17 protein-coding genes and 1 pseudogene are annotated in these 24,027 nt (G+C 63.3%); 7 read left to right on the top strand and 11 right to left on the bottom strand.

Annotation, left to right across the window (positions count from 1 at the left end; all coding sequences use genetic code 11):
• The first annotated feature begins 79 nt into the window (after positions 1 to 79).
• The 4 genes from ftsE to D6201_RS10785 are packed head-to-tail and all read left to right on the top strand — an operon-like array spanning position 80 to position 2,971.
• Positions 80 to 805: a cell division ATP-binding protein FtsE gene (gene ftsE / locus D6201_RS10800; RefSeq protein WP_120049368.1), complete on the top strand. Its 726-nt coding sequence runs from the start codon at positions 80 to 82 to the stop codon at positions 803 to 805.
• Positions 802 to 1,728 carry a cell division protein FtsX gene (locus tag D6201_RS10795; RefSeq protein WP_120048784.1) on the top strand — a complete coding sequence of 309 codons (927 nt, stop codon included), beginning with the start codon at positions 802 to 804 and terminating at the stop codon, positions 1,726 to 1,728. The genes ftsE and D6201_RS10795 overlap by 4 nt, the downstream gene beginning before the upstream one ends.
• 10 nt (positions 1,729 to 1,738) lie before the next feature.
• A complete protein-coding gene (locus D6201_RS10790) occupies positions 1,739 to 2,266 on the top strand; it encodes a YdcF family protein (RefSeq protein WP_120048783.1) in 528 nt (175 codons plus the stop codon).
• A 9-nt stretch (positions 2,267 to 2,275) separates the two neighbouring features.
• Positions 2,276 to 2,971 carry a lysophospholipid acyltransferase family protein gene (locus tag D6201_RS10785; RefSeq protein WP_120048782.1) on the top strand — a complete coding sequence of 232 codons (696 nt, stop codon included), beginning with the start codon at positions 2,276 to 2,278 and terminating at the stop codon, positions 2,969 to 2,971.
• Here D6201_RS10785 and D6201_RS10780 read toward each other — a convergent pair.
• Positions 2,968 to 3,705 (bottom strand): Nmad3 family putative nucleotide modification protein, encoded by a 738-nt coding sequence (locus D6201_RS10780; protein ID WP_242447521.1) that lies wholly within the window; start codon positions 3,703 to 3,705, stop codon positions 2,968 to 2,970. The genes D6201_RS10785 and D6201_RS10780 overlap by 4 nt on opposite strands.
• Positions 3,706 to 3,790: 85 nt before the next feature.
• On the opposite strand from D6201_RS10780, the gene putA reads away from it, so the two are divergent.
• Positions 3,791 to 6,898: a bifunctional proline dehydrogenase/L-glutamate gamma-semialdehyde dehydrogenase PutA gene (gene putA / locus D6201_RS10775; RefSeq protein WP_120049366.1), complete on the top strand. Its 3,108-nt coding sequence runs from the start codon at positions 3,791 to 3,793 to the stop codon at positions 6,896 to 6,898.
• Between the two features lie 18 nt (positions 6,899 to 6,916).
• Here the strand turns inward: putA and D6201_RS10770 are convergent, their stop codons facing one another.
• Positions 6,917 to 7,405: a hypothetical protein gene (locus D6201_RS10770; RefSeq protein WP_120048781.1), complete on the bottom strand. Its 489-nt coding sequence runs from the start codon at positions 7,403 to 7,405 to the stop codon at positions 6,917 to 6,919.
• Positions 7,406 to 7,653: 248 nt separating this feature from the next.
• Between D6201_RS10770 and dcd the strand changes: the two genes are divergently transcribed.
• Positions 7,654 to 8,208: a dCTP deaminase gene (dcd, locus tag D6201_RS10765; RefSeq protein ID WP_120048780.1), complete on the top strand. Its 555-nt coding sequence runs from the start codon at positions 7,654 to 7,656 to the stop codon at positions 8,206 to 8,208.
• A gap of 80 nt (positions 8,209 to 8,288) precedes the next feature.
• Here the strand turns inward: dcd and D6201_RS10760 are convergent, their stop codons facing one another.
• Both D6201_RS10760 and gltX read right to left on the bottom strand, forming a co-directional pair.
• Positions 8,289 to 10,415, bottom strand: a complete 2,127-nt coding sequence (locus D6201_RS10760) for a TonB-dependent receptor (protein WP_120048779.1) — start codon at positions 10,413 to 10,415, stop codon at positions 8,289 to 8,291.
• 120 nt (positions 10,416 to 10,535) lie between these two features.
• Entirely contained in the window at positions 10,536 to 11,867 is a 1,332-nt protein-coding gene (gene gltX / locus D6201_RS10755; protein WP_120048778.1) for a glutamate--tRNA ligase, read from the bottom strand.
• A gap of 136 nt (positions 11,868 to 12,003) precedes the next feature.
• On the opposite strand from gltX, the gene D6201_RS10750 reads away from it, so the two are divergent.
• Positions 12,004 to 13,083 (top strand): polysaccharide lyase family 7 protein, encoded by a 1,080-nt coding sequence (locus tag D6201_RS10750; RefSeq protein WP_199798186.1) that lies wholly within the window; start codon positions 12,004 to 12,006, stop codon positions 13,081 to 13,083.
• A gap of 1 nt (position 13,084) precedes the next feature.
• Here the strand turns inward: D6201_RS10750 and D6201_RS10745 are convergent, their stop codons facing one another.
• The 7 genes and pseudogenes from D6201_RS10745 to D6201_RS10725 form a co-directional block, all read right to left on the bottom strand.
• Positions 13,085 to 13,537, bottom strand: coding sequence for a hypothetical protein (locus tag D6201_RS10745; protein ID WP_120048776.1), 453 nt, complete (start codon positions 13,535 to 13,537; stop codon positions 13,085 to 13,087).
• Between the two features lie 187 nt (positions 13,538 to 13,724).
• Positions 13,725 to 18,164: a DNA-directed RNA polymerase subunit beta' gene (gene rpoC, locus D6201_RS10740; RefSeq protein ID WP_120048775.1), complete on the bottom strand. Its 4,440-nt coding sequence runs from the start codon at positions 18,162 to 18,164 to the stop codon at positions 13,725 to 13,727.
• Entirely contained in the window at positions 18,161 to 18,388 is a 228-nt protein-coding gene (locus D6201_RS12850; RefSeq protein ID WP_133303997.1) for a hypothetical protein, read from the bottom strand. Before D6201_RS12850 ends, rpoC begins: the two co-directional genes overlap by 4 nt.
• A gap of 3 nt (positions 18,389 to 18,391) precedes the next feature.
• Positions 18,392 to 22,579: a DNA-directed RNA polymerase subunit beta gene (rpoB, locus tag D6201_RS10735; RefSeq protein ID WP_120048774.1), complete on the bottom strand. Its 4,188-nt coding sequence runs from the start codon at positions 22,577 to 22,579 to the stop codon at positions 18,392 to 18,394.
• Between the two features lie 258 nt (positions 22,580 to 22,837).
• A complete protein-coding gene (locus D6201_RS13240) occupies positions 22,838 to 23,218 on the bottom strand; it encodes an SGNH hydrolase domain-containing protein (RefSeq protein WP_422664708.1) in 381 nt (126 codons plus the stop codon).
• Between the two features lie 52 nt (positions 23,219 to 23,270).
• Positions 23,271 to 23,705, bottom strand: a pseudogene (locus tag D6201_RS10730) (SGNH hydrolase domain-containing protein); the annotation flags it as partial.
• 42 nt (positions 23,706 to 23,747) lie between these two features.
• Positions 23,748 to 23,954 (bottom strand): hypothetical protein, encoded by a 207-nt coding sequence (locus D6201_RS10725; RefSeq protein ID WP_120048772.1) that lies wholly within the window; start codon positions 23,952 to 23,954, stop codon positions 23,748 to 23,750.
• Positions 23,955 to 24,027 lie beyond the last annotated feature (73 nt).

Raw genomic sequence — 24,027 nt, 5'->3', positions numbered from 1 at the left:
CAAGCGACGCGGCACGAAGGTGCGCAAAGCCACGCATTGCGGCCTTTGCGCGAGAGCCATGTGTGCCTATTCAGGCCGCATGAGCGACGCGGAAGGCTCCATCGTACAGTTCACCAATGTCGGTCTGCGCTATGGCTCGGACCGCGAAGTGCTGAGCGATATCTCCTTCACGCTCTACCCCGGCAGCTTCTATTTCCTCACCGGCGCGAGCGGCGCGGGCAAGACGAGCCTGCTGCGCCTCCTATATCTCGCCCAGCGGCCCAGTCGCGGCATGATCTCCATGTTCGGAGAGGATGCGATAACGCTTCCGCGCGAAGAGCTGCCGGCTCTTCGCCGCCGGATCGGCGTCGTGTTCCAGGATTTCCGCCTCGTCGAGCATCTCAGCACGTTCGACAATGTCGCGCTGCCGTTGCGGCTTGCAGGCATGTCGGAAGGCAAGCTCGCCAAGCCGGTGGACGACATGCTCAATTGGGTCGGCCTCGGCCACCGCGCCGATGCCAAGCCTGCAACCCTTTCGGGCGGGGAGCAGCAGCGCGTCGCCATCGCCCGCGCCGTGATCGCCCGCCCGCGCATCCTCGTGGCGGACGAACCGACGGGCAATGTCGATCCGGAAATGGCGGTAAAGCTGCTGCGACTGTTCGAGGCGCTCAACCGATTGGGGACCACGGTGGTGGTCGCGACGCACGACGTGCATTTGCTGCGCAAGGTGCCGGATTCGCTGATCATGCGGCTCGACAAGGGCACGCTGTCAGACCCGACCGGTGCGCTGCGGTACCCGCCCCGGCGCGAGGCGGTCGGTGCATGAGCGAAGAGGCACCCTCCCCCATCCGTCGCCGCAGCCCGCGCATCGGCGAAAGCGCGCGCATTCTGCAGCAGGCGCGCATCGCGGGGCCGATGCCGTGGGTCATCGCCATCATGATCGCGCTCACCGTCATGGCGGCAAGCGCCGGGCTGGCGCTGGGCAATCTTGCCGCCAACGCCCGCGCCGAGATTGCGGGCGGCATCACCGTGCAGATCGTCGAGGGCGCGCCCGCGTCGCGCGACAGGCAGGCCGAACGCGCCGTATCCTATTTCGCCAATCGCGAAGACGTGGCTGACGTGCGCCGCGTGCCGGACGAGGAACTCGCCGAATTGCTCGAGCCCTGGCTCGGCGAAATCGGGCGTGCGGAACAGGACACCGTGCCGATCCCGGCGATGGTCGATGTGCGCCTCTCCGGTCCGGTGACTGCGGAACGCCTGCGCGCCCTTCGCGCCGAATTGCTCGAAGTGGCGCCATCGGCCCGCATGGATGCGCAGGCGTCCTGGCTAGGCCCGGTTTTCGACGCGGTCCGTTCGCTGCAATGGCTTGCCATCGGCCTCGTCATGCTGCTTGCCGTGACGAGCGCGGCCGCAGTGTGGCTGGCGGCGCGAAGTGCGCTCGGCACCAATCGCGACACGATCGAGGTCATCCATCACCTTGGCGGGACCGACCGACAGATCGCCCGTATTTTCCAGCGCTCCATCGGCAAGGATGCCGCGCTCGGCGGGCTTGCCGGATTGCTGCTGGGGCTCGCGGCGATTTTCGTACTTGGCCGCCAATTCTCCCAGCTCGGCTCGGGTCTCGTCGCCGGGGGCGGGCTCGGCGTGGTGGACTGGATCGCGATTGTCGCAATTCCCGTTATCGGCATCGCGCTGGCTGTGATAACGGCGCGTTTCACCGTCATCGCAGCGTTAAGGCGCATGCTGTAGGGGCAAAGACGTGATCCGCCGAATACTCGCCATCCTGCTGGTCGCCTGGGCGCTCGGTTTCGTCTGGTTTGCCGCCGCGCTGCCGCGCCCGCTGGCCGTGTCCGAGACCGATGCCATCGTCGTCCCAACGGGCAGCGGCGGCCGGATCGAGCGCGGCCTCGAAGTGCTGCAGCTGGGCGCGGCCGAACAGATGCTCGTCACCGGCGTAGACCCGGCCGTGCAGCCCGACGAATTCCAGGCCGAATTCGCCGTGCCGGACCGGGCGATGGATTGCTGCGTGACGCTTGGCTTTTCCGCTCTCGATACGCGCGGTAATGCCCGTGAGACGGCGCAGTGGATGGAGGAACGAGGCTACAATTCGCTGCGCCTGGTGACGGCAGACTGGCACATGCGGCGCGCGGCGGAAGAGCTGGCGGAGCAGTTGCCCGATACGATCGACATTTCCCGCGATGCCGTGCGATCCGAAGTCAGCCTCTACACGCTGTTCCTCGAATATCACAAATTCCTGGCCGTCTGGCTGGTCAATGCGCTGAGCTGAGGCCGAGCGATGATCCTGCTGCGCAACCTCGCTTTCTATCTGTTCTTCTATCCCGGATCGCTGATGCTTTCCTTTGCTGCAGCAGCCGCATCCTATGTGCGCCCGGCATGGGTGAAGCCGCTCTGCGATGCGTGGAGCGACTGGCATCACTGGTGCGTAACGCGCCTCCTTGGCATCACGATCCGCGAAACCGGGACGCGCCCCGACTACCCCGCCCTCTACGCCATCAAGCATGAAAGCTTTTACGAAGCGATTGCGATGGCGCACATGTTCGATCACCCGGCAGGCATCGCCAAGGCGGAACTTTTCGACCTGCCCGGGTGGGGCCGTGCAGGGATCGCCTATGGCCTTATCCCGGTGGCGCGCGACCAGGGCGCCTCGGCGCTGCGTGCCATGCTGAAGGCTGCGCGCCCGGCGATAAAGCAAGGGCGGCCTGTCGTGATTTTCCCCGAAGGAACGCGCATCCCCCATGGCCAGCGCCCGCCGCTGCGTTCGGGCTTTGCCGGGCTTTACAAGCTGCTGCGCCTGCCTGTCGTCCCAGTCGCGGTGGATAGCGGGCCCATCTATCGCAATACGCTGAAGCCGCGCGGCACGATCACCTGGCATTTCGGCGAAGTGATCGAGCCGGGTCTCGAGCGCGCGGAGATCGAAGCGCGGGTGCACGAAGGCATTAATGCGCTGAACGCTCCCGAGCGCTTGGATTAGCGCTCGATTTCAGCGATCATTCGCTCCGCCCAGCGATGCGCGTCGTCGCGTGTCCCAACATCGCAAACGAATTCCTGTCCCCGCGCCACGCTTTGCAGGCAGTCATCGGCCAGCCAGCGGTCGGCCCTGCCGTGATAGCTCAGGCCAGTTTCGCGTAGCCATTTCGGCACGCGCCAGATGCTGGGCGAACCCTCCGGCACTGTGAGCCGCAGCGCGTCGCTCGCCGGAGCGCCGCTGGCCCCGCGTCCGCAATAAATCGCGTCGTTGGCGGCGTGCATGCCGAGCGCATGCGGGTGACCGAGCGCCGCCAGCTCCCCGCGCCGTTCATCGCTGCAATCCCAAAGCGAGACAACCTCTTCCACGCGGAGATAGCCGAAGATTCGGTGATGCGGCGCGGCACCATTCTCCCGGAACAGGCCGAAGAACAGGAACAGGTCGCCGACACCCACGCCGTGATTCGCGAGATGCGTCTGCGCCGCGCCGCACTGGCCGAGCAGGGCGCGCCCTTTCTCGCAGAACAGCGGATCGTTGTGGCAAAGATGGCGGCCTGAAAACCTGCCGCGGCTCGCGCGTTTCGCATGGCCGCCCAGCCGCAACTTGCCGTAGGTCGTGCGCGAAATTCCCTGCGTATCGGGGATCGGCAGGCTTATCGCGCGTCCACCGACCACCGGAGACGGACCACCGCCCGACGCACTGTCGAAACCCTTGCGGGACAGGATGATTTTCAGTGTCATGCCCCTTCTTGCAGACGCGCCCGACCGAACCACCGACCGACTTCGCTTGATTGCCGATGAAACGATATGCGATGGGCACCAGCGAATGACAATCGACCGCACACAGCTTCGCGAAGCCTATCGCATGGACGAGGATGAATGCCTCGCGCAGCGCATCGATCAGGCCAAGCCCGTCTCCGCCCTTCACGATACTTCGGCGGACCTTGCCGCGCGCCTGATCGAAGGCGCCCGCAAACGCACGAGCAAGGGTCTCGACGCCTTCATGGCGACTTACGGCCTCAATACCGAAGAAGGCATCGCGCTGATGTGCCTGGCCGAGGCGCTGCTGCGCGTGCCGGACGAGCAGACCGCAGACGCGCTGATCCGGGACAAGCTCGCCAATGTCGATTGGGCAGAGCATCTGGGCGAAAGCAAATCCGTCTTCGTGAACGCAGCCACCTTCTCGCTCATGCTGACGGGAGAAGTCCTGCGTGGCGGATCGCGCAGCGAGGCGGGTCTTGCCAACACGCTGCGCCGGACCACCGGCAGGCTGGGCGAGCCGGTGATCCGGCAGGCGACCCAGCAGGCGATGAAGATCCTCGGCGGTCAATTCGTCTACGCACGCACCATCGAGGAGGCGATGAAGCGCGCCGCACCGGAGCGCAAGCGCCACCTTGCCCACAGTTTCGACATGCTGGGCGAAGCGGCGATGACGATGGAAGATGCGAAGAAATATCGCCGCGCCTATGCCGGTGCCATCGCGCGGCTCGCCAAGGAAGAAGGCGGCGTGCATGGCGGGCCGGGTATCTCCGTCAAACTCTCCGCGCTTTACCCGAAATACGATTTTCTCCACGCGGAAGCGGCTCACGCCCATATCGTGCCGGTGTTGCGGGAATTGGCAGAGGCCGCGCGCGAAGCGGACATCCACTTCACCGTCGATGCCGAGGAAGCCGAGCGGCTCGAACTCAGCATGGACATCATCGAGACGCTGCTCGCCGACGACGCGCTTTTCACCCGCGCCGATGGCAGCCAGTGGGACGGTTTCGGCCTCGCCATACAAGGCTATCAGAAGCGCGCCGTGCCGCTGTGCAAATGGGTCACCAAGGCCGCGCGCAAGCATGACCGCCGGCTGTTCGTGCGGCTGGTAAAGGGCGCCTATTGGGATGCCGAAATCAAGCTGAGCCAGGTCGGCGGATACAAGGGTTACCCGGTCTTCACCCGCAAGATCGGCACCGATGTGTCCTATCTCGCCTGCGCGGCAGAGCTGCTGAAGGCGGAGGACTGCATCTACCCCGCCTTCGCGACACACAATGCCTACACCATCGCCGCGATCAAATCGCTGGCGGGCGAACAACCCTATGAGTTCCAGCGGCTGCACGGCATGGGTGAGGAAGTTTACGACACGCTTGCCCAGATCGAGGACAATCGCCGCACCACGGTCCGCATCTACGCACCGGTCGGCGGGCATAAGGAATTGCTCGCCTATCTCGTGCGCCGCCTGTTGGAGAACGGCGCGAACAGCAGCTTCGTCAACCGCATGGCCGATGCCGATGTGCCGGTGGAGGAGATGACGGGCGACCCGATGGCGGAGCTTTCGGCGATGACACCCTATCGCAATCCGCACATCCCGCTGCCCGCGCATATCTATCCCAATCGCCGCAACAGTGCAGGCGTCGACCTCGCCGATCCGCTGGTCTGGGGTCCGCTATCCGAAGAACTGGCCGAATGGCGCAGCACCACGCCGCGCGCGACGCCGACTCTGCGCGCCGAGCGTGGAGGCAAGCGGCACCCGGTGCTCGCGCCCTATTCCGGCAGACCGGTGGGCGAGTGGGTAGCGGCGAGCGACAAGGACGTCGATCTCGCCATCGCGCGCGCCACCGCCGCACAGCCGACATGGGACGCACTGGGCGGTGAACGCCGGGCCGAATTGCTCGTCGCCGCTTCCGACCTGCTAGAAGAGAACACCGCGCGCCTTATCGACCTGTGCCGGCGAGAAGCGGGCAAAAGCATCCCCGATGCCGTGCTCGAAGTGCGCGAGGCGGTCGATTTCCTTCGGTACTACGCCTGCGAAGCGCGCATGCTGTTCGGCGCGCCGCAACCGCTGCCCGGCCCGACGGGTGAGCAGAACCTGCTGCGGCTGCATGGCCGCGGCGTCTTCGCCACGATCAGCCCGTGGAATTTTCCGCTGGCGATTTTCATGGGGCCGACCGCGGCTGCGCTTGCCGCGGGCAATGCCGTGCTCGCCAAACCGGCAGAGCAGACACCGCTCATCGCCGCGCTCGCCATCGACCTTGCGCACCAGGCGGGCATTCCGAAGGACGTGCTGCAACTGGTGCCGGGCGATGGCTCGGTCGGCGCGGCGCTCACCGGCGATCCGCGCATCACCGGCGTCGCCTTTACCGGCTCGACCAACACCGCGCTCGCCATCAATCGCTCGCTCGCCGCGCGCGATGGCGCGATCGGAACGCTGATCGCGGAGACCGGCGGACAGAACGCGATGATCGTCGACTCCAGCGCCCTGCCCGAACAGGTGACGCGCGACGTCGTTTCCAGCGCATTCCAGAGTGCGGGCCAGCGCTGCTCGGCACTGCGCGTGCTCTATCTGCAGGAAGACGTCGCCGACACGATGCTGACCATGATCAAGGGCGCGTTCGAGGCGCTGGTGGTGGGCGACCCAAAACATCTCTCGACCGATGTCGGCCCGGTCATCGATGCCGAGGCGCAGGGCAAGTTGCAGGCGCATGTCGCCGAGATGGCAGAGGCCGGTTTTCCGGTCTGGCGCCTGCCGCTTCCCGTCGAGTGCAAGGACGGTCATTTCGTCGCACCGACGATCATCGAAGTCGGCTCCATCCTCGATATCGACGAGGAGCAATTTGGCCCGATTCTGCACGTCGTGCGCTATCCGGCGGACGGCCTGCGGCAGGTGATCGATGACATCAACGCGACGGGCTACGGCCTGACGCTCGGCCTGCACAGTCGCATCGTGGAAACACGGCAATTCGTGGAGAGCCACGCCCGCGTCGGCAATTTCTACGTCAATCGCAACCAGATCGGCGCGGTGGTCGGCAGCCAGCCGTTTGGCGGCGAAGGCCTTTCAGGCACTGGCCCCAAGGCGGGCGGCCCTCACTATGTGACGCGGTTCGCGACGGAACGGGTGACGACGATCGACACCACCGCGGCGGGCGGCAATGCGAGCTTGCTGGCAGGGATTTAGGTTTGCAGTTGCGCCGAACTAGAGACCGAAATGATTGGTCAACAGTGGCTCCACCGTTTCCCAAGCGCCACCAACACCAGAAATCGCTGCTGCGCCATCCTTAATCGCCGAGAATATCGCTTTGATCGCCCCAGGCTTCCGCTCGTCCTTCGACGCGCTCGCCTGCTCAGAGAGAACAGCGATTTGTTCCAGTAGGTCGTTCTTTACGATATCGTCGGTTTCAGGTGCATTCATGATCGCGTTGGTCAGATCAGCCAGTTTGTCAGCTACTTCAACGTCACCATTCTTGGTGATTGTTTGGAGGCTGACCTGAATGTCACGCGCCGCGCCCATGTTGATTGCGCCAACGTTCCCGCCACTGACCTTTACGCTTTGGTCATTGTAATACAGGGGAGGTACTGGAGCATTCGGAATGTGGATGGTTGGAGACCGCGGACCGAAACCGATCACGGCATCCATTTCTTCGGCAGCCATGTTGAACATTGCCGCGTTTTGAGCGAACTGCATGTAGCGGCTTTGTTGAAAAATGTGCTCGCATTGGATGCAAACTGGCTCGTGACCAATTGTAAATACAGCTCCGCGTTGTCCGCATTGGCTGCACATGACACGTGCGGGCTTTTCTGATCCATCCATAATTTGCTTATGTCTTGACGCTCGCGACTATGGAAGGCTCTGTTGGGGATCGTCCCAACCGAAAAAGGGGATAACCGGGTCGCCCTCTTGCCCACACCCCGGCCATCGGCAATCTCTCTCGCATGGCCATTCTCTCTGACAAATGGATTCGTGAACAGGCGCAGTCGCGCGGCATGATCGAACCGTTCGTGGAAGCGCAGCGGCGGGAGGGGAATATCTCCTATGGCCTCTCCTCCTACGGCTACGACGCGCGGGTGGCGGACGAGTTCAAGATTTTCACCAATGTCAATTCCGCCGTGGTCGATCCCAAGGATTTCGACGGTGACAGCCTGGTGGATCGCAAGACCGATGTCTGCATTATCCCGCCCAACAGCTTCGCGCTCGCCCGCACGGTCGAATATTTCCGCATCCCGGACGATGTGCTGGTCATTTGCCTCGGCAAGAGCACCTATGCCCGCTGCGGGATCATCGTGAACGTCACCCCGCTGGAGCCGGGCTGGGAAGGCCATGTGACGCTGGAATTTTCCAACACCACCCCGCTGCCCGCGAAGATCTATGCCAATGAAGGCGCATGCCAGTTCCTGTTCCTGCAGGGCAATGAGCGGCCCGAAGTGACCTATGCGGACAGGGCGGGCAAATATATGGGCCAGCGCGGCGTCACCCTGCCCAAGCTCTGACGAACAGCAAAAAGGGCGCCGTGGTGCGGTTCGCCACGACGCCCTTCGATTGATGGCCCTAATCGGGCCGAAGCGCTGTGTCAGAAGCTTGCGCGCGCCGTCACACGGAAATTGCGGCCGGCGACCGGCACATATTCCTTGGTGAAGCTGGTGTGGCGGCGGCCCTCCTCGTCGAACACATTGTTTGCCTGCAGCAGCAACACGATACGGTCGTCGCGGAACGGGTGCAACGCGGCAGAGAGGTTTACCAGCGCGTAGCTGTCGGTCGCTTCCTCGAACGGGGCGGTGCGGGTCTGGTCGTCATACCATTCCACTTCGCCGCGCAGGTCGAAGGCATTGGACTGCCATTCCAGCGCGCCGAACAGCTCCAGCGGCGGAATGCGCGGCAGCGGTGTGCCGTCGTCCAGCTCCGCCTCGACATAGGATGCGCCGAGGTCGGTGATGAACTGGCCACCCGCAACGCTGAACAGCGGGGCGGAGGCAGAGGCTTCGAAACCGATGAAGTCCGCATCGTCCTGCAGGAATTCGAAGACCGGCAGATCGTCTTCCTCGTCACCCGTTTCGGACAGGTAGATGAAGTCGTCGAAGGCGTTGCTGAACACTGCCAGCCGCGCCTCGACCGGGCCGATATCGGCGGTGACGTAGCCCTCCAGGCCGAGCACCGTTTCCACATCCAGGTCGGGATCGCCGATCTCGAATTGCTGGGTGGCGAGGTGCGGACCGTTGGCGAAAAGCTCCTCGCCCGAAGGCGCGCGTTCGGTGCGCGTGACATTCGCGCCGACGCGGATGGTGGGCGTGACGCCGTAGGAAATGCCGCCCGCCGCCGAGAAGGTGTCGAAATCGCGCTCGATGCCGAGCGGATCGGACGACTGCGCGGTGTTTTCGTAACGGCCGCCCACTTCCACTTCGAGCGCGCCGAACTGCAACTCCTGTAGCGTGAAGATGCCGAACTGCTCGGTCTCGTTCGGAGCGACGAAAGCTTCCTCACCCACCGCCTCGAAATCGCGCAGGTAGAATTGCGCACCCACCGCGCCGCGCCAGTTCTCCGTCGGTGCCTGCGTCAGCTCGAGACGTCCTTCGGTGCCGAGCACGTCGAACACGGTGCCGGTCTCCTCACCCTCGAGCTCGGTGTGGGTGTAGTTGGAATGGCCTACGCGCAGGACCAGCTCATCGAAAAAGCCGCCGAGGGAAATTCCGGTGAGGAGGTCGAACCGCGCCTGTTCCAGCGTGATCGAGACGTTCTCCTCGCCCTCTTCCTCTTCGACTTCGAATTCGCCCTCGCCTTCTTCACCATGGTGATGGCCGCCCGGGCCGGAAGGGATGCCATAGAAAGTGTCGTAATAGCTGGCCGAGCCGGCGATGCGGAAGCCTTCGCCGATATAGCCTGCGCCCGCACCGAAGGAGTAGGTTTCGGTGAAGCTGTTGGGCACGACGCCGGTGACGTTGGCCTGTTCGGTCAGCTCCTCGGCTTCTTCGACATTGCCTTCCTCGAGCTCCTCCGCCGCATCGGCGAGCAGGTCTGCGCGCAAATCCTCGGTCAGCTGGAAGCCTGGGATCTCGAAATCGTCGGTCTCGCGATAGCTACCATGGAAATGCAGCACGAAATCGTCGCCGAGGCCGAGATCGACCGCGGCGCCGCCTTCGCGAAGATCGTAGGCCGTGTCGATGGATCCGAACGCATCCACGCGCACACCGCCTTCGGGCATGACGCGCGGCAGGCGACGGTCGATGACATTGACCACGCCGCCAATGGCCTGCGAACCGTAGAGCAGCGTTGCCGGGCCGCGCAGCACTTCGACGCGCTCGGCCGTCAGCGGATCGATCGACACGGCATGGTCGGCGGACGTATTCGATGCATCGATATTGCCGATGCCGTCGCTCAGCACCCGCACGCGCTCGCCATCCAGGCCGCGCAGGATCGGGCGCGATGCGCCGGGGGCGAAGCCGGTGGTGGCGACGCCGGGCAGATTGTCGAGCACTTCGCCGATCTGCCCCGACTGGTTGCGGAGCAAATCCTCGCCATCGATGACGGAGGCTCCCGCAAGGACGCTGAGGTCTTCGACACCCGGCGCGGTGACGACGATACGATCCATATGGACGACGCGGTCCTGCTCGTCGGCGCGGTCGGCTTCGTCGGAGGCGTCCTGCGCCTGGGCGGAGAGAGGCATCGCTGCCGTGGCGAGCAGCGTGATCGCAAGCTTTTTCATTGGATTCCCGTCAATTCGGATTGCGTGATAATGTAACATATCGCGCTCTAGCAATGTGCGCGAGAGGGTCAAGCCGGTTCGTGCAGCAATCGGCGAAACGCGATTTCCGCGCGACGAAAGTCAGCTTTCGGCGGCTTTGCGCAACCTGTCGCGGGCCCGATCTTCACCGATCAGCGGCAGCAATTCGCCCATGTCCGGGCCGAAGTCGCGGCCGGTCAGCGCCTGGCGAAGCGGCAGGAACAGCGCCTTTCCCTTGCGGCCCGTGCGCTCCTTCAGCGTGGCGGTCAGATCCTGCCACGGCGTATCGCTCCATTCGAGCAAATCCTCTGCGGTCGCCAGGAAAACGCGCGTTTCCTCATCGAAGTCGCGCGGCTCGACCGGTCCGGTGACGATCCGCCACCAATCCGCCGCCTCCGGCACCGTGGAGATGTTGGGGCGGATGGCGTGCCAGCCGCTCTCGTCCATCCCGTCCGGCAGGCGATCCGAAACCTGCGCGAAGCCCATCTGATGGACAATCGCCGCATTGACCCGATCCAGCTCTGCATCGTCGAACCTTGCGGGCGCGCGACCGAAGGTGGAAAGATCGAAGGTCTCGACCAGTTCTTCGATGTCAGCGATCGGTTCGACGGGCAGCGCCGTGCCGAGCCTTGCCAGCATGGCGACCAGCGCTTGCGCCTCGATCCCGCGCTCGCGGAAACTGTCGCAGCCGAGCGAGCCGAGGCGCTTCGACAGCTTGCCTTCCCTGCCCACCAGCAGCGCCTCATGCGCGAAGCGCGGCGGCTGCGCGCCGAGCGCGGTGAACATCTGGATCTGCACCGCCGTGTTGGAGACATGGTCTTCCCCGCGCAGCACGTCCGTGATTCCCATTTCGATATCGTCCACGCAGCTCGGCAGCATATACAGCCACGATCCATCGGCGCGGCGGATCACCGGATCGGACAGTTGCGCCGGTTCGAATTTCTGCGTCCCTCGCACGCCATCGTCCCACGCGATGGCCTCGTCATGGCCCAGTTTGAAACGCCAATGCGGCACCACGCCATCGGCCTCATGCTGCGCTTTTTCGGCATCGCTCAGTTTCAACGCGCCGCGATCGTAAATCGGCGGAAGACCGCGACCGAGCTGGATCTTGCGCTTCAGCTCCAGCTCCTGCTGGGTTTCGTAGGCGGGATAGATGCGCCCGGCATCGCGCAGGGTGTCGAACGCCTCTTCGTAAAGCGCCAACCGCTCGGACTGGCGGGTCTCGCCATCGGTGTGGAGGCCGAGCCAGGCGAGATCCTTGCGGATCGCGTGGACGAAGCGCTCCTCGCTGCGTTCGGCATCGGTATCGTCCACGCGCAGCCAGAACTCGCCGCCCGCCTGTCGCGCCAGCATCCAGTTGTGGAGCGCCGTGCGGATATTGCCGACATGCAGATGCCCTGTCGGCGAAGGAGCGAAGCGGGTTCTGGTACTCATGGCCGCGCGATTAGCGCAGCACACCGGCCTTTGCCAGCGGAGCGACACCTGCCGAAAGCGGACAGGTTGTTTGGCATTCAGCGTCCAGCCGCTATGCTAGTCCAATCGATAAACCGAATAGAGTGGGTGCCGCATCGTGAAGTCTCTTCTCCTCAAATCCGCCATCACCTCCCTCGCGCTCTTGGGCCTGTCCACGAGCGGTTACGCTGTCTCGTCAGACGATCCTGCGCCCGGCGAACTCTTCGATCTCAGCTACTGGAAGATCACGCTGCCGATGGACGAGGATGGCGATGGCAAACCGGACGAGGTGGATGTGCGCGACATCCAGGATTACTCGCATCCCGATTATTTCTATGTCGATGACGCCGGGCGAATGGTCTTCACCGCGCCGAACCGCGCCATCACCACCGCCAATTCGACCAATACGCGCAGCGAATTGCGCCAGATGCTGCGGGGCACGAATACGCGCATCGGCACGCATTCGGGCGGCAACAATTTCGCTGTCGCCGCGCGCCGCGATTCCGATCGCTATGGCATGGTGGGCGGCCGGATGCAGGCCACGCTGAGCGTCGATCACGTCGCGCTGAACGCCGCCAATCCCGATCGCAAGCCCGCCTACTCAGTGGTCGTCGGCCAGATCCATTCGGTGAAATACGACGATACGAGCAGCGGCTTCGGCTACGGAAACGAGCCGATCAAGATCTATTACAAGAAGTGGCCGGGCCACGATTACGGCTCCGTCTTCTGGACATATGAGCGCAATCTCGCGCGCGGCGACGAGGACCGCATCGACATTCCCGTGCCCGTCTTCGGCAATCTGTGGGACGATGGCGACGATCCGGGCGAAGCGGGCATCGCGCTGGGCGAGGAATTCTCCTACGAGATCAACGTCCACGGCAACACGATGTATGTGACGTTTTACAATGCGCGCCACGGCTATGTCGGCCAGGCCGTCAGCCTGATCGAGGGCGTCGACGCGCTCGACAATCCGCTCGGCTATGGCGGAGACTCGCTCTATTTCAAAGCCGGAGCCTACAACCAGTGCTCGACGCGTTCGGAGGCGGGCTTCTGGTATGCAGGCTGCGGCGGAACGGGCGATTGGGCGACCGATTACGCCAATGGCGATTATGCGCGCGTGTCGTTCTCCCGCCTCGAAGTCGGCCCGTCCGTGCCTTTCGTCGATCCGACGCAAGCCGACGCCGAAGACGCCGACTAGGCTAGTCCATCAGCGCGATTGCGGCGACGGCTGCGGCGTAGAGCCGGTCATGCCGGTCCGCGCGGATGAAGCCATCGAGTGCTGACGAAAAGGCGGCGCGGTCACCCATGCGTGCAGCCTCGATCATGTCGACGAACACGGTCTCGTCCGGGCTGAGCACGGAGCAGCACGGGCGCAGCACCGTAATGTTCTCTGGCCAGCATCTCCCCGCCAGATCGGCGAAATCGATAAACGCCTTGGCCGCGGTGATCGAGCCGAGACGGCGGGTCAGCTCCACGATCGGATCGTGACGGCGGCGCGAGCACAGAGCCAGCCAGCGGATGCCGAGCACCGTCTGCATCGCGCGCTGAGAGCGATAGGGCAGCTCCGGGACGCGATTGAGATCGCGAATCAGAGTAGCGGCATGGTTGCGCGAGGCTTTTGTCGTGGGCGGTGTCCGGCGATCTGGCTGCATAGCTTGGTTCCGTTATTTGCGAACGATTCGCAACGAAACTACCCATTCGCACAGGCATTGCAATGCGAATGATTTGCAATAGCGTGAACAAACCGAGGCGCGCTCGCTATCTTGGCGCTCGCGCAAAGAAAAAGCCCCGGTGGATCGCTCCACCGGGGCTCGTTATCTTTGGCAATGAAAGGCCGGCTTATTCGCCGTCCTTCGCATCGTCCTCGGACGCCTGCTCGTCCTTGGCGATTGCTTCGGGCGCGGTGCCTTCGTCATCGCGCTTGTAATCGCCGGCGTCTTCGTCGGTGCCGTGGGTCTCGCCTTGCATCCGGGCCAGCGGATCGTCTCCGATTGCCGCTTCCGGACCCTGGGCGAGCTCGGCTGCGTGCTCTTCCTCGGCGGAGTTCGGCATGACGATGGCGGCCTCCTTCTCGGCAAGCGACGCTTCCTTTTCGGCAGCTTCAGCCTCCTCAGCAGCGACTAGAGCGTCCTGCATCTTCTTGTACTGCGCGCGCAGCGCAGCATCGCGGGACGAGGCGGTGACGCGCATCCGGTTCATGCCCGCGCCGGTACCGGCGGGGATAAGGCGGCCCACGATCACGTTCTCCTTGAGACCGATCAGCGTGTCCTTCTTCCCTTCGACCGCGGCCTGCGTCAGCACGCGCGTGGTTTCCTGGAAGGAGGCGGCGGAGATGAAGCTGCGAGTCTGCAGGCTCGCCTTGGTGATCCCGAGCAGGATCGGCTTGCCCTGCGCCTTCTTCTTGCGCGGCGGCAGCTTGGCGTTGGCTTCGTTCATCTCTTCCAGATCGACCTGTTCGCCCGGCAGCAGCACGGTGTCGCCGCCATCGGTGATCTCGACCTTCTGCAGCATCTGGCGAACGATCACCTCGATGTGCTTGTCGTTGATCTTCACGCCCTGCAGTCGATAGACTTCCTGGATTTCGGTGCAGAGATACTCGGCGAGTGCCTCGATACCCATGACCTCAAGGATATCGTGCGGGTTGGGCGATCCGGAGATGAGCGTATCGCCCTTCTTCACGAAGTCGCCTTCCTGCACGTCGATCACCTTGGTCTTGGGAACCAGATATTCGACCGGTTCGCCCTCTTCCGGAACGATCGCGATCTTGCGCTTGGCCTTGTAGTCGCGGATAAATTCCATCTTGCCGTCGACCTTGGCGATGACGGCAGCGTCCTTCGGAATGCGCGCTTCGAACAACTCGGCAACACGCGGCAGACCGCCGGTGATGTCGCGCGTCTTGGCGGCTTCACGCGAAGCACGGGCAAGAATGTCACCCGCCTGCACTTCCTGACCATCCTCGACCGAAAGCGTGGTGCCCGGAGCGAGCATATAACGCTGCGCTTCGGTTTCCTCGTCCTTCTTTGACTTGCCCTTGCCCTTGGCATCGTCCTCACCCAGCAGGGTCAGGCGCGGACGCAGGTCTTCCTTCTTCGCGCTGCGCGACTGCAATTCGGTGACGACGCGCTGGGCGATGCCGGTGGCATCGTCCACACGCTCTTCAAGCGTCTTGCCTTCGACCAGGTCCTGGTAACGCACCACGCCCGCGGTTTCGGTGATGATCGGCAGGGTGAAAGGATCCCATTCCGCCAGACGATCGCCTTCCTTCACCTTGGCGCCGTCCTCGAACATGAGCACGGTGCCGTAAGGCACGCGGTGGATTGCACGCTCGCGGCCCTCGGCATCGACGACGACCATCTCGCCCGAACGGGCCAGCGACAGGCGGCGACCCTTCTTGTCCTTGATGGTCGGCATGTCGCGATAGACGACCTTGCCGTCCGAGATGGATTCAAGGTGCGAGGTTTCGTTCACCTGCGCCGCACCGCCGATGTGGAAGGTCCGCATCGTCAGCTGCGTACCCGGCTCACCAATCGACTGCGCCGCGATGACGCCCACGGCTTCGCCGATATTGACCGGCGTACCGCGTGCAAGATCACGGCCGTAGCAGGTCGCGCAAACGCCCTGCTCGGCTTCGCAGACCAGCGGCGAGCGGATCTTGGCGACCTGCGTTTCGGCCTCCTCGATCACCTTTACCATGGCCTCGTCCACCAGCGTGCCGGCCTTGACGATCACTTCGTCCGTGGCGGCGTTGACGATGTCTTCGGCGACGGTGCGGCCGAGGATACGCTCACCGATGGAGGCGATCACGCTGCCGCCCTGCACGATGGCGCGCATTTCGAGCGCGTTGGAGGTCTTGCAGTTTTCCTCCACGATCACGCAATCCTGCGACACGTCGACCAGGCGGCGCGTCAGGTAACCCGAGTTCGCCGTTTTCAGTGCCGTATCCGCGAGACCCTTGCGGGCGCCGTGGGTGGAGTTGAAGTATTCAAGAACGGTCAGACCTTCCTTGAAGTTCGAGATGATCGGGGTTTCGATGATCTCGCCCGACGGCTTGGCCATCAGGCCACGCATACCGGCAAGCTGCTTCATCTGCGCGGGGCTGCCGCGCGCGCCCGAATGGCTCATCATGTAGATGGAATTGACCTGCGCCTCGCGCCCGTCCTTGTCCTTCGGCGTGGCCTTGATCTCGTCCATCATGGCGGCCGCAACCTGGTCGCCGCAACGGCTCCAGGCGTCGATCACCTTGTTGTACTTTTCCTGCTGGGTGATGAAGCCGTCCTGATACTGCTGCTCGTAATCGGCAACCAGCGACTTCGTCTCCGCGATCATGCCATCCTTCGTGTCGGGGATGATCATGTCGTCCTTGCCGAAGCTGATGCCGGCCTTGCACGCCTGGCGGAAGCCCAGCGCCATGATGGCATCGGCAAACAGCACCGTGTCCTTCTGGCCGGTGTGGCGATAGACCTGGTCGATCACGTCGCCGATTTCCTTCTTGGTGAGAAGGCGGTTGACGACGTCGAACGGCACGGTGTGGCTCTTGGGCAGGCATTCGCCGATCAGCATGCGGCCCGGCGTGGTTTCCACCCGCGCCATGAACTCCTTGCCGTCCTCGTCCGTCTGCGGGACGCGGGTCGTGATCTTGGAGTGCAGCGTGACCGCGCCGACATGCAGCGCCTGGTGCACTTCATTGATGTCGGCCAGCACCTTGCCTTCGCCCGGCTCGCCTTCGCGGTCCATCGAAAGATAATAAAGGCCCAGCACCATATCCTGCGACGGCACGATGATCGGCTTGCCGTTGGCGGGCGAGAGGATATTGTTGGTCGACATCATCAGCACGCGTGCTTCGAGCTGGGCTTCCAGCGAAAGCGGCACGTGCACGGCCATCTGGTCACCGTCGAAGTCGGCGTTGAAGGCCGAGCAGACGAGCGGGTGCAGCTGGATCGCCTTGCCCTCGATCAGCACGGGCTCGAACGCCTGGATGCCGAGACGGTGAAGCGTCGGCGCGCGGTTCAGGAGGACCGGGTGTTCGCGGATGACTTCATCCAGAATGTCCCAGACTTCCTTGCGCTCCTTCTCGACCCACTTCTTCGCCTGCTTCAGGGTCATGGACAGACCCTTGGCGTCGAGGCGGGCGTAGATGAACGGCTTGAACAGCTCGAGCGCCATCTTCTTGGGCAAGCCGCACTGATGCAGCTTCAATTCCGGCCCGGTCACGATGACCGAACGGCCCGAATAGTCGACGCGCTTACCGAGCAGGTTCTGGCGGAAGCGGCCCTGCTTGCCCTTCAGCATGTCGGACAGCGACTTCAGCGGGCGCTTGTTCGCACCCGTGATCACGCGCCCGCGGCGGCCATTGTCGAACAGAGCGTCGACCGATTCCTGCAACATGCGCTTTTCATTGCGGACGATGATGTCCGGCGCGCGCAGCTCCATCAGGCGCTTCAGGCGATTGTTGCGGTTGATGACGCGGCGATAAAGATCGTTGAGATCGGACGTCGCGAAACGACCGCCATCCAGCGGGACGAGCGGGCGCAGTTCCGGCGGAATGACCGGCACGACTTCCAGGATCATCCATTCCGGGCGGTTGCCGGAATCGATAAAGCTTTCGACGACTTTCAGGCGCTTGATGATCTTGGCTGGCTTCAGCTTGGACTTGGTGGTCTCCAGCTCTTCGAGAAGGTCGGCCTTCTCCTGCTCGAGATCGAGGTCCATCAGCATCAGCTTGACCGCTTCGGCACCGATGCCGGCGGTGAAGGCGTCCTCGCCATATTCGTCCTGCGCGTCGAGCAGCTCGTCCTCGGTCAGCAGCTGGAACTTCTCCAGCGGCGTCAGGCCCGGTTCGGTGACGATGTAGCTTTCGAAATACAGCACGCGCTCGAGCTGCTTCAACTGCATGTCGAGCAGCAGGCCGATGCGGCTGGGCAGCGACTTCAGGAACCAGATATGCGCGACCGGCGCGGCCAGTTCGATATGGCCCATGCGCTCACGGCGCACCTTGGTGACGGTGACCTCGACGCCGCACTTTTCGCAAACGACGCCCTTGTACTTCATGCGCTTGTACTTGCCGCACAGGCATTCGTAGTCCTTCACCGGACCGAAGATGCGCGCGCAGAACAGGCCATCACGCTCGGGCTTGAACGTGCGGTAGTTAATCGTTTCCGGCTTCTTGATCTCGCCGAAAGACCAGCTGCGGATGCGCTCCGGCGAAGCGAGGCCGATCTGGATCTGGTCGAAGGTTTCGGGCTTCGCCAGCTGGTTCGTGAATTTGGTCAGTTCGTTCATTTTTCTGATCCCTCGGTCGGGGGGTTATCTTTTGTCTGGCGGAGCGCTGCGAAATTACGAGCTAAATTGGCTGCGACTGCTAGCGATAAGAGCGCCAAAACCATGGAAATGGCTTGATCGAAGATGTTCTGTGGGTTCCACTTCTGAATCGCAAGAATGGCCACGCAGCAAAGAGCTGCGAAAACAGATAGCCATTCCATGCGATTCTCGATCTTCGGAAACACTTCTTACTCCGCTGCGATCTGGCCGAAGCCGTCTTCGTCTTCGTCGCCATCGTTAAGCGAAGTCAGTTCGACATTAAGGCCGAGCGAGCGCATTTCCTTGACGAGCACATTGAAGCTCTCCGGAATGCCGGCTTCGAAGGTGTCGTCGCCCTTGACGATCGCTTCGTAGACCTTGGTGCGGCCGATCACGTCGTCGGATTTCACCGTCAGCATTTCCTGCAAGGTGTAGGCCGCGCCGTAGGCCTGCAGCGCCCAGACTTCCATTTCGCCGAAACGCTGTCCGCCGAACTGCGCCTTGCCGCCCAGCGGCTGCTGGGTGACGAGCGAGTAGGGGCCTATCGAACGGGCGTGGATCTTGTCGTCGACCAGGTGGTGCAGCTTGAGCATGTAGATCACGCCCACCGTCACCTTCCGGTCGAACGCCTCGCCGGTGCGGCCGTCATACAGCGTGGACTGGCCCGAAGAATCGTAGCCCGCCTTCAGCAGCATGTCGGTGACGTCGCCTTCGCGCGCGCCGTCGAACACCGGGGTGCCCATCGGGACGCCCGCACGCACATTGTGCGCCAGTTCGGCCAGCTCTTCGTTGGAGCGGCTGTCGATATCGTCGTGATAGTTCTCGCCGTATACGTCCTTAAGCTTGTCCACGAGCGCGGCGGGCGGCTTGCCTGCCGAGATATCGGGATTTGCACTACGCCATTCGTCGAGCTGTTCCGCGATCTGCATGCCGAGCCCGCGCGCGGCGAAGCCCAGATGCGTTTCGAAGATCTGCCCGACATTCATGCGCGAAGGCACGCCGAGCGGGTTGAGCACGATATCGACCGGGGTGCCGTCTTCCAGGAAGGGCATGTCCTCGGCGGGCAGGATGCGCGAAATGACACCCTTGTTGCCGTGACGTCCGGCCATCTTGTCGCCCGGCTGCAGCTTGCGCTTCACCGCGACGAAGACCTTGACCATCTTGAGCACGCCCGGCGCCAGTTCGTCACCGCGCTCGAGCTTCTCCTTGCGGTCGTCGAACTTGTCCTTGATGGCCTTTACCGCCTCGTCATACTGGCCCTTCACCGCTTCCAGCTGGGACTGCATGTTGTCGTCGGCGACGGCGAACTTGAACCACTCGCGCTTGTCGACACTTTCCAGCGTCGCGGCGTCGATTGTGGTGCCCTTCTTCACGCCCTTGGGAGCGGCCGACGCGGTCTGGCCGGCCAGCATTTCTTCCAGGCGGTTGTAGGTCGCACGGTTCAGGATCGCGCGCTCGTCCTCGCTGTCCTTCTTGAGGCGTTCGATTTCCTCGTTCTGGATGGCGCGGGTACGGTCATCGATCTCGATACCGTGGCGGTTGAAAACGCGAACTTCGACGACGGTGCCGGCAACGCCCGGCGGCAGGCGGAGCGAGGTGTCGCGCACGTCGCTGGCCTTTTCGCCGAAAATCGCGCGCAGCAGCTTTTCTTCCGGCGTCATCGGGCTCTCGCCCTTGGGCGTGATCTTGCCCGCCAGAATGTCCCCCGGATGCACTTCCGCACCGATATAGACGATGCCCGCCTCGTCGAGATTGCGCAGCGCTTCCTCGCCGACATTGGGAATGTCGCGGGTGATGTCTTCCGGCCCGAGCTTGGTGTCACGCGCCATCACTTCGAATTCCTCGATATGGATCGAGGTGAAGACATCGTCCTTCACGATGCGTTCGGAGATGAGAATGGAATCCTCATAGTTGTAGCCGTTCCACGGCATGAACGCGACGAGGCTGTTGCGGCCCAGCGCCAGCTCGCCGAGATCGGTCGAGGGACCGTCGGCGATGATGTCGCCCTGGTCCACCGTGTCGCCCACTTTCACCAGCGGACGCTGGTTGACGCAGGTGTTCTGGTTGGAGCGCTGGAACTTCTGCAGCGTGTAGATGTCGACGCCCGGATTGGTCGTATCGACTTCGCCCGAGGCGCGGATCACGATGCGGCTGGCATCGACCTGGTCGACGATACCGCCGCGCTTGGCGGCGATCGCGGCGCCGGAATCGCGCGCCACGGTCTCTTCCATGCCGGTGCCGACCCACGGTGCTTCCGCCTTCACGAGCGGCACGGCCTGGCGCTGCATGTTCGATCCCATCAGCGCGCGGTTGGCGTCATCGTTTTCCAGAAACGGAATGAGCGATGCGGCGACCGAGACGAGCTGCTTGGGCGAAACGTCCATCAGCGTGACCTGCTCGTTCGGAGCCATCACGAATTCGCCGTTCTGGCGAGTGGAGACAAGCTCTTCCACGAACTTGCCGTTCTTGTCGGTTTCGGCCGAGGCCTGGGCGACGGTGTGCTTCTGCTCCTCCATCGCGGAGAGGTAGTTCACCTCGCTCGACACCTTGCCGTCCTTCACGGCGCGATACGGCGTTTCGATGAAGCCGTACTTGTTCACGCGGGCGAAGGTCGAAAGCGAGTTGATCAGGCCGATATTCGGGCCTTCCGGCGTTTCGATCGGGCAGATGCGCCCGTAATGCGTCGGGTGCACGTCGCGCACTTCGAAGCCGGCACGCTCACGGGTCAGGCCGCCCGGGCCGAGCGCGGAGACGCGGCGCTTGTGGGTGACTTCCGACAGTGGATTGGTCTGGTCCATGAACTGCGAAAGCTGGCTGGAGCCGAAGAATTCGCGCACGGCGGCAACGGCGGGCTTCGCATTGATGAGGTCGTTCGGCATGACGGTCGACACGTCGACGCTGCTCATGCGCTCCTTCACCGCGCGTTCCATGCGCAGCAGGCCGACGCGGTACTGGTTTTCCAGCAGCTCGCCCACCGAACGCACGCGGCGATTGCCGAGGTTGTCGATGTCGTCGACGTCGCCCTTGCCGTCCTTCAGGTCGACAAGCTCCTTCACCACGGCAAGGATATCTTCCTTGCGCAGGGTTGTGACGGTGTCTTCGGCGTCGAGCTCGAGACGCATGTTGAGCTTCACGCGGCCGACGGCGGAAAGGTCGTAACGCTCACCATCGAAGAACAGGCCTTCGAACAGCGCTTCGGCGGTTTCCTTGGTCGGCGGCTCGCCCGGGCGCATGACCTTGTAGATGGCCTCCAGGCCTTCTTCGCGGTTCTCGGCCTTGTCGGCGGCGAGCGTGTTGCGCATCCACGCGCCGGTGGTGACGTGGTCGATATCGAGCAACTCGAGCTGGTCGATGCCCGCACCGTCCAGCTTTTCGAGGTTTTCGGGCGAAACTTCCTCGCCCGCTTCGATGTAGATGCGGCCCGTCTTTTCGTCGATCAGGTCCTTAGAGGCATAGCGCCCGAAGATTTCCTCGGTCGGGATCAGCAGGGTCTTGAGCCCGTCCTTCTCCGCCTTGTTGGCGGCGCGGGGCGAAACCTTCTGGCCGGCGGGGAACACTTCCTCGCCCGTCTTGGCGTCGACCAGCGCGAAGGCCGGCTTGGAACCGCGCCATTGTTCTGCGCTGAACGGGATTTCCCAGCCTTCGCCGGTCTTCTTTTTGCCGCCCGCACGCTTCCATGTGATGGTGTCGTAGAAGTGAGCGAGAATGTCTTCGCTATCGAGGCCGAGGGCATAGAGCAAAGAGGTGACCGGCAGCTTGCGCTTGCGATCGATACGGACATTGACGATGTCCTTCGCATCGAATTCGAAATCGAGCCACGAACCGCGATACGGAATGACCCGCGCGGCGAACAGGAACTTGCCGGAAGAGTGCGTCTTGCCGCGATCGTGATCGAACAGCACGCCGGGCGAGCGGTGCATCTGCGAGACGATCACGCGCTCGGTGCCGTTGATCAGGAACGTGCCGTTCCCGGTCATCAGCGGCATGTCGCCCATATAGACGTCCTGCTCCTTGATATCGAGCACGGAGCGGGTTTCGGTTTCCTGGTCCACTTCGAACACGATGAGGCGCAGCGTCACCTTCATCGGAGCGGCATAGGTGATGCCGCGCTGGCGGCATTCGGTAGTGTCGTATTTCGGCGGCTCGAGCTCGTAATTCACGAAGTCGAGTTCGGCGGTGCCGGCGAAGTCGCGGATCGGGAAGACGCTGCGGAGCGTTTTTTCGAGACCCGACACGTAATCGATCGACGGATCGGAGCGCAGGAACTGCTCGTAGCTCTCGCGCTGCACCTCGATCAGGTTCGGCATCTGCACCGCTTCGTGGATGTCGCCGAAAATCTTGCGGATGCGCTTCTTCTTGCTGCCCTGGAATTCGGGAGCTTTCGCCTTGCTTGCCATAATGGTGCCGTGGCCTCTTCTTCGCGTTTGGCACACGGATCTTCGCCGTGCGCCGGGGATATGTCAGGAGCGGTGGCGGCGAAACGCAAAAGAGGCCGCGGACAGGCGCGCCTCTATCGGCACCGCCTTCGCAGCCTTGGTCAATCGTGTCTCGCGCAGATGCCGGATCTTCCGTTCCTGGACAGGCCCCCGCGTCAGGCCCACCTTGCTCGAAGCTTTCCGGCGATGGGCGCGATGTAGGATTCGCACCCCTCGGAGTCAAGGACGATCGGGCGCCGCGAGCCATTCCGCGATATTGCCTTGCGATCCGCCCAGCAGGTAGCGCGCACCACCCACGCTGAGGTGCTTTTCATCGAAATAGAGCACCGTGCCATCGGGGGCACGCGACCGGCAGCCACCTTCGCTGCAAAGGGGCGCCGATGCGTCGATGCGTCGATGGTTTGCGCGCCCGTTTCCTGCGCAAGCTGTCTCAGGGCGCGGGTAATATCCGCGGTGTCCGCTTCGAATTCGCGGCGCGGCACCACGACGCTGGCAGGCTCCCCTGCCAGGCGCCTTTCGAGCATAGGGTGATGCGGCACCGAGAAGGGGAAAGTTCGGAATAGGCTCGACGATCACCACCCACTTGCCTGCCGTCCGCATGGCCCCGGACGCTTTCGCCAAAGCCCTGCCGGATGATGGGTCGCGCAGCGTCGCCATAGCCATGATAATTCGCGACCATCACCACGGTTCGCACAGTGCCGTCATTAGCCAACGCTTCGGCCATGCGCATATTGTAGTTGCGGCAATAGGGGCGCACGTCGACGCTGCGCCCCAAGGTTGGCGGACAGGCCGATGCCGTTATCTGCCGCACCGCACCGCCGCGTTCGGCCGCCATCTCGCCCAGCGGCAGCGCCAGCTCCGCCCCGAAACTGTCACCCCACACGGCAATGGCCGCCGTCTGACCTTCCGCACCGATGGTGCAGGTGCGCGCGTAGGGAATGGGATCGGTCGCGCCGCTATGGCACGCGTCCCGGCGAAGGTTGAAATCTTTCGTGGCGGCGAGCAGCGAAAGCTGCGTCTGCGTAAAACGCTGCGAAAGACCGCGCGCCGCGACGGTCGCCAGGGCCGCCACAATGGCCACCGCCATCATCGCCGCGCCCCAGACGAACTAGCGCCCGGGGCCGTCATTTCAGAGCAGCCGTCGCTCGATGACACGGTAGGACAGCCATGCCAGCAAGAAGGCAAGCGCCAACCCTCCGACGGACAGCACAGCCAGCGCGCGCAGTCCTTGAATATCCCCCCTGAAAGCCGTCGTCCCGCCCATCGCGCCGCCGCTTAGCCGCTCGCGCGCCGGTGACCAAATTGCGGGCACGGTTTCGCGCAGAAACTGCGCCATATTGTTTTTCGATATTATCGATTGACAATATGAAGCGACTCGGGCATATTGTTTTTCAATAAGTCAGATAAAG

It is taken from the genome of Aurantiacibacter aquimixticola (genome assembly GCF_003605475.1).
GTDB classification, from domain to species: Bacteria; Pseudomonadota; Alphaproteobacteria; order Sphingomonadales; family Sphingomonadaceae; genus Alteraurantiacibacter; species Alteraurantiacibacter aquimixticola_B.
Note: the sequence above shows the minus strand (reverse complement) of the source record. Positions and strands in the feature narration are given on the sequence as shown.